Genomic DNA, 6,915 nt, shown 5'->3' on the forward strand with positions numbered 1-6,915 from the left:
GTTATTAGACAATAAAAACATAGTAATATAATTAAAGCGAGGTAGTTTAGCTACCTCGCTTATTTTTGCACCAATCAGCCTTATCAGTCTAATTGAATTTTACTATTTAATTGCTTCCACACAAGCGTCAATATCAGCAGTTTTGATAACGATATTTGCAACGCCACCTTGAGCAAAGGCATACATATACTCAATTGAGATATTCTTTGAAGAGATATTCTCAACAATTGAAGCTAATGCTCCGGGTTGGTTAGGAACTTCAACACACACAACATCGCTCTCTTTAACTGCAAAGTGAGCCTCTTTAAGAATCTTTGTTGCAAGAGCATTATCCGACACCAATAGGCGGAGGATACCAAAGTCGCTACTTTCAGCAAGGCTGAAAGCAAACATATCCACACCATTAGCAGCCAACACTTTTGCTACCTCGTTAATTCTTCCTGCACGGTTTTCAAGAAACACCGATAACTGTTTTACTATCATAACTCTTATATTTTTTTAGATGTGGTTTATAATATTATTCAAGAACACGTTTATCAATTACTCTCTTTGATTTACCAACACTACGCTCAAGAGTGTTAGGCGAAACAATCTTGACATCAGCCGATATACTCAACACGCTTTGTAGGCGACGAGCAAGACGATCGCGCATCTCAATTGTTTTATTAATCTCATCAGAGTAGTACTCCTCCTTAAGTTCAACATGCACTTCAAGGTTATCGCGGTTATTCTCACGAGTAACAACAAGCAAGTATTGAGGTTCAAACTCTGGCAACTGAAGAATAACACTCTCAATTTGTGATGGGAATACATTGATACCACGAATAATCAACATATCATCGCTACGTCCCATAATACGAGTCATTCTCACACTTGTACGTCCACACTCGCAAGGTTCATAAATTAAAGAACAAAGATCTTTAGTTCTGTAACGCAACAGAGGCATACCCTCTTTAGTAAGGGTAGTAAATACCAACTCTCCTTGCTCACCTTCGGGTAACACCTCGCAAGTTTCAGGATTTATGATTTCAGGGAAGAAGTGATCTTCGATGATATGTGAGCCATTCTTGCACTCACACTCATGCGACACACCGGGACCCATAATCTCGCTCAATCCATATATGTTATAAGCATCTATTTGTAACTTCTCCTCAAGGCTCTTACGCATATTCTCAGTCCAAGGCTCACCACCAAATATACCTATACGAAGTTTTAGGTCATCAGGAGTAATTCCTTTTTTACGCATAACCTCAGCCATGTGCAGAGCATACGAAGGAGTACAAGCCACGCCAGTAATACCCAAATCTTTTATAAGAAGAATATGTTTGTCGGTGTTACCGCTCGAAGTTGGAACAACCGATGCACCCAAATGTTCAACACCATAGTGCAAACCTAAACCACCAGTAAACAATCCGTAACCGTATGCCACAGAGATAGTATCTTCGCGTGAAGCGCCAAAAGCGGCCAAACAACGAGCAATAGCCTCTGACCAAACAGCAAGATCTCTGCGAGTATAACCCACAACTGTTGGGCGTCCTGTTGTTCCAGACGAAGCGTGAACTCTCACAATAGCCGATTGAGGAACAGCATTCAATCCAAACGGATAGTTATCGCGAAGGTCTTGCTTAGTAGTAAAAGGCAATTTTTTAATATCATCAATAGTTTTGATGTCATCAGGCATAATATTCATAGCCTGCATCTTTTCGCGATAGAAAGGCACATTGTGATATACATTATCAACCAATTTTCTTAATCTTGCACCTTGAAGTTGTCGCATCTCCTCTCGCGACATACACTCCTTATTTTTATTCCAAATCATCTTTTTTATTTAATGAGGAATTAGGAATGAGGAATGTGAAATGAAAACAATCTCTGTCCTAAAATTCCTAATTACCAATTTTTAATTAACAAACCTTCGTTTCTTGATTTTGCTAACGCTCTACATAGTTCAAGTAAACTTGACTCTGCCCTCGCTCACTCGCAAAATTCCTAATTTCTAATTGTTGCAAAGCAACGAACTAATTCCTAATTTAAATAGGGTGATCCATTTTAAAGTTACGCATACGCTCCTCCAGTACAGGGTATAGTTCCTCTCTCATTCGTGATGTACAGGCTCTAACACCCTCCTCCTCGCTACCAGTTGTAGAGAGCGATATTGAACTAACACCATAATAGAGTAACTCTTTTAGGAGTTCACCGCTCTTAATACCCGGATAACCTATTGTAAAGAAGAAACCATCACCAACCTTGCGAGTAACATCGTGGTCATAAACAATATAAAAGCCGTTATCGGTAAAAATCTTTTTCATTCGTGCCGCTCTACGAGCATACTCTTCGGTTTCGGCAACAAAATCCAACTCTCCGTCTGTTGCAGCTTTAAGCATTGCGGCATAACCATATTGAGTTGAGTGCGTAACACCCGAAGTTATCATATACATTATAGAGGCCGTAAATGTAGAACCAAAGTGTCCTTTGCCACCATAACGCGTAGCCAACCCCTCAAAACAACTATTCCAGAGATTAGGCGAAATACACGCCACCGCCATACGTTGACCTGCGTATGAGAATATCTTTGATGACGATAGCATAACTATATAGTTCTTGCAATAGCGACCAACAGTAGGCACAAATGGTGGAGTAAATGGCTTACCAAGATATTGGCGGAAGTCCATACAGAAATATGCCAAATCTTCCAATACAATCACACCATATTTATCGGCAAGTTCACCAATAATTTGCAACTCGCTCTCCTCTAAACAGATCCATGCAGGGTTATTGGGGTTTGAGTATATTATAGCAGCAATATCTCCACGCTCAAAGAAACTCTCAATCTTTGCTCTCAAAGCCTCTCCGCGATATGAGTATATATCAAACTGAAGATAGTCAGCACCAATAATTTTAAGTTGCGAACGCTGTATCGGGAAACCGGGGTCGATAAAAAGAACTTTGTTCTTTTTGGGGTTAGCCTGTGTAACAGCAATAAACGAGCCATACGAAGCGGCAACCGAGCCCACCGTTGGGATACAACACTCGGCAGGGATATCAATATCGATGAATGCCTTAACAAAACGCGATGCCTCTTTTTTGAGCTCGGGCACACCTGCCGCGGCAGGATATTGCGATGCAACATCTCTGTCAAGAGCCACCTTCTCAGCCTCACGTCCAATCACGCATGAGGGCAATCCCGGAGAGCCTTGATCCATACGAATAAAGGGAATACCTGTACGGCGCTCCAACTCGCTCGACAACAGCAACACTTCGCCAATAGTGGCACGTTGAAGGTCGGCAATAAGCAACTCTTCGGCAACCTCATTTACAAGTTCTTCTGAAAATATTCTATTATTCATTATTTACATTTTTACTAATTAGGCTAAAAACTACTTTTTGCCTCATACCCCAACATAACCGCTTTAAGGTTTTGCTCAATAACAGCATCGCCCTTTGAAGCAAATATACGTTTTACACTATCCAAAATCATCTCCAAAGGCAAACCAATAGCATCAACAGCACCGCCCAACAAAACCATATTCTCTGAACGAGGCATACCATTATCGGCAGCAATTTGAGCAGTATCAAGCAATACAATGTTTTTAACCTTATCCAATTCTTTGTCTAAAAGTTCTTGTTCGGGATAGTTAGGAATATTTATAAAAGGTTTTGATGAAGTTATCACCCAACCATCAGGAGCAAGATATGGCATATAACGCAAAGCCTCCATAGGCTCTAACGAAATTATAACATTAGCCGAGCCCAAAGGAATAAGGTCAGAGTGAATAGGCTCTGATGATATTCTCAAGTTCGATTGAACATCACCACCACGTTGGCTCATACCATGAACCTCAGCCTGTTTCAAATGCAACCCCTCGTTAAGAGCAGCATCACCAATAACTGTGGCAATCGACAAAATACCTTGTCCGCCAACACCCGAAAGAATTATATCTGTTTTCATTTCTTCTCTGCTTTTTGTTTTTTAAGACGACGGTTTAGAGTTTGAATACACTCTCGGCAAGGAATAATCACCGACACACCTTTATACTCAATCTCTTCTCTAATTATATTAACAATCTCATCGTGATTTTTAGGAATAGGCACCACACAACGAATATGCTCAGGCTCAACACCAATACCTTGGCAAATTGCTTGCAAGCGGTTAGTACCTGCCGAGTCTTGACCACCAGTCATAGCAGTGGTAAGGTTGTCGGAGATAATAACTGTGATAGGCGATTTTGCATTAACAGCATCCAAAAGACCTGTCATACCCGAGTGAGTAAAAGTAGAGTCTCCAATAACAGCAACAGCGGGAAACAATCCGGCATCCGAAGCACCCTTTGCCATAGTAATTGAGGCACCCATATCAACGCAACTATCAATAGCCTTAAACGGAGGTAATGCACCCAAAGTATAACAACCAATATCGCTAAACACCTTACCTTGTGGATACTCAGCAATAACACGTTTTAAAGTTGCATAAACATCGCGGTGTCCGCATCCTTGACATAGTGCAGGAGGACGAGCAACAACAGCCTCCGATTTATCGAATGTTTCGTGTGCAGGCAAGCCCATAGCAGCACGAACATTATCGGGAGTAAGTTCACCAGTTCGAGGCAACTCACCAGTAATACGTCCTTTAATAATTAACTTATCGTTTGGCAAAGCACCACGCACCATATCTTCAACAAAAGGCTGTCCGTCTTCGGCAATTAAAATCTCCGAAGAGTTCTCTGCCAACTCCTTCAATAGAGCAGTGGGTATAGGATATTGCGATATTTTAAGGATATTCATCTCCTCCGCTTCTGCAACATTCTCCATAACATAGTTATATGCTATACCACAAGCAACAATACCTTTTGCACCCTTTTTATTAATTATAAGTTTATTAAACTCTGTTGTTTCAGAAGAGGCAAGATAATCGGTTTGCTGAGCCACTACCTGAGCATAACGGCGGCGCGCAATAACAGGTAACAACACCCAATCGGCAGGATTCTTTGGCATAGCCATAGAGTTTTCTTCAGCAACAGAGCCAACCTCTACTACTGCACGAGAGTGAGCCATACGAGTTACAACACGCATCAAAACAGGAGTTGACATCTTCTCCGAATAGTCAAAGGCGTATGCCATCATATCGTAAGCCTCTTGTTGTGAAGATGGCTCTAACATAGGCACCAAAGCAAATCTACCATAGTTACGAGTATCTTGCTCGTTTTGTGAAGAGTGCATCGAAGGGTCATCAGCGACCAACACCACCACACCACCATTAACACCAGTTATGGCAGAGTTCACAAAGGGGTCGGCAGCCACGTTCATACCAACGTGTTTCATACAAACCAAAGCACGTTTTCCTGCATACGACATACCCAACGCAGCCTCCATAGCAGTCTTCTCGTTAGTACACCAACGAGAATGTATACCTCTCTCTTTAGCGAGTTTATTAGTTTGAATAAACTCTGTTATCTCGGTTGAAGGAGTACCCGGATAGGCATATACTCCCGATAGCCCGGCGTTAATTGCTCCAAGAGCAATTGCCTGATCGCCAAGCAACATCATTTTTTTTGTATCTGTACTCATTTTAATATAAAGTCATCGGCATCGTTAAGAGCCGGAAATTTATTTCTAAAGTTATTAATAAGTTCTAAATCAATAGATGCAGTAACAACATCCTCCACACCCTCTTTACACTCGGCAACGGGTTGTCCGTAAGGATCGATAAGCATAGTATCGCCCGAGTAGTCGCCCCACTCATCAGTACCACCACGATTAACAGCGGCAACGTAGCATAAATTCTCTATTGCACGAGCCTTAGCGAGAGTACACCATGGATAACGGCGAACACGAGGCCAATTTGCCACACATATAATCAACTCATAGTCATTTCTATTACGGCTAAACACAGGAAAACGCAAATCGTAGCAGATAAGCAAAAGTATTTTCACACCCCTAAACTCTACCACCTTACGCTCCACTCCTGCTGTATAAACCTTATCCTCGCCACTGAACGAGAAGAGGTGATGTTTATCGTAAACCTCAACCTCGCCATCGGGTTTGCAGAAGTACATACGATTATAATATTTACCGCCATCCTCAACAGCAACACTACCAACTATGGCAGCATCCATACGTTTAGCCATCTGCATCATCCACTCAAAGGCAACACCGCCCACAGGCTCAGTTATCTCAGTTGGTTTCATACAGAAACCAGTTGTAAACATTTCTGGTAGAATATATATGTCGCTCTTCTCAGCCCCAAGAATAAGCTCTTCAGCACGAGCCAAGTTCTCCTTTGGACTACACCACTTAATATCAGTTTGCAATAGCGTTATTTTCATAAAAAAACCTCCTCACCCTTGCCCCTCTCCCATAGAGAGGTAAGATATTGATAATTGAATAATGTTTAAAATAGTAAACCTATAATATACATTCTGCTAAAATACTATTTTTTTCTGAATTATTTACTATAACTCTTTTAGTTTTTAGAATATTTAAATTATAAATATTAGTCTAATTAATCTAATTAGAGTTATTGCTCTAATAAGGCTCATAAGATTTTAAGACAAAAAAAGGAGAGAACCTAAGTCCTCTCCTTTATCAGGTATTTTTAGTTTCAATTAATTGCTAACAACTATCCCAAAGGGAGAGCGAAGTTGACAACTAAAAACTAAAAACTCTTATTTAACCACAACTTTGAGGTCTTTGACCTCTAACTTGTTGTCGTTCGGTAAAAGCCAATCTCTTGGCTTTTACTCTTACTTAACCACAACTTTAGTTACTTTGTTGCCTGTTACTACCATGTAAAGACCTGCATTTACATTAAGTTGCTCAGCACCGTTAACCATAACGTCTTTAACAACTTGACCTGCAGCATTTACAACTTTAACTTCTCCCTCGTAACCATTGATATAGATTACGCCGTCAGTAGCA

General features: G+C 40.9%; 7 protein-coding genes. All 7 read right to left on the reverse strand.

The window, feature by feature from the left end; genetic code table 11:
- Positions 1-102: 102 nt before the first annotated feature.
- On the reverse strand, positions 103-483 hold the full coding sequence (locus tag IKK64_04885; protein ID MBR4119396.1) for an amino acid-binding protein: 381 nt from the start codon (positions 481-483) through the stop codon (positions 103-105).
- Between the two features lie 34 nt (positions 484-517).
- On the reverse strand, positions 518-1,819 hold the full coding sequence (locus IKK64_04890) for a phenylacetate--CoA ligase (GenBank protein MBR4119397.1): 1,302 nt from the start codon (positions 1,817-1,819) through the stop codon (positions 518-520).
- A 211-nt stretch (positions 1,820-2,030) separates the two neighbouring features.
- Positions 2,031-3,347: a pyridoxal phosphate-dependent aminotransferase gene (locus tag IKK64_04895; GenBank protein MBR4119398.1), complete on the reverse strand. Its 1,317-nt coding sequence runs from the start codon at positions 3,345-3,347 to the stop codon at positions 2,031-2,033.
- Between the two features lie 23 nt (positions 3,348-3,370).
- On the reverse strand, positions 3,371-3,949 hold the full coding sequence (locus tag IKK64_04900; protein MBR4119399.1) for an indolepyruvate oxidoreductase subunit beta: 579 nt from the start codon (positions 3,947-3,949) through the stop codon (positions 3,371-3,373).
- Positions 3,946-5,565 (reverse strand): indolepyruvate ferredoxin oxidoreductase, encoded by a 1,620-nt coding sequence (locus IKK64_04905; GenBank protein ID MBR4119400.1) that lies wholly within the window; start codon positions 5,563-5,565, stop codon positions 3,946-3,948. Before IKK64_04905 ends, IKK64_04900 begins: the two co-directional genes overlap by 4 nt.
- Complete coding sequence (locus IKK64_04910; GenBank protein MBR4119401.1) at positions 5,562-6,323, reverse strand: amidohydrolase; 762 nt, start codon at positions 6,321-6,323, stop codon at positions 5,562-5,564. Before IKK64_04910 ends, IKK64_04905 begins: the two co-directional genes overlap by 4 nt.
- A gap of 417 nt (positions 6,324-6,740) precedes the next feature.
- Positions 6,741-6,915, reverse strand: a 175-nt coding sequence (locus tag IKK64_04915; GenBank protein MBR4119402.1) for a T9SS type A sorting domain-containing protein, incomplete at its 5' end; no start/stop codon positions are given.

The organism is Bacteroidales bacterium, from assembly GCA_017521245.1.
In the GTDB taxonomy this organism is placed as follows: Bacteria; Bacteroidota; Bacteroidia; order Bacteroidales; family G3-4614; genus Caccoplasma_A.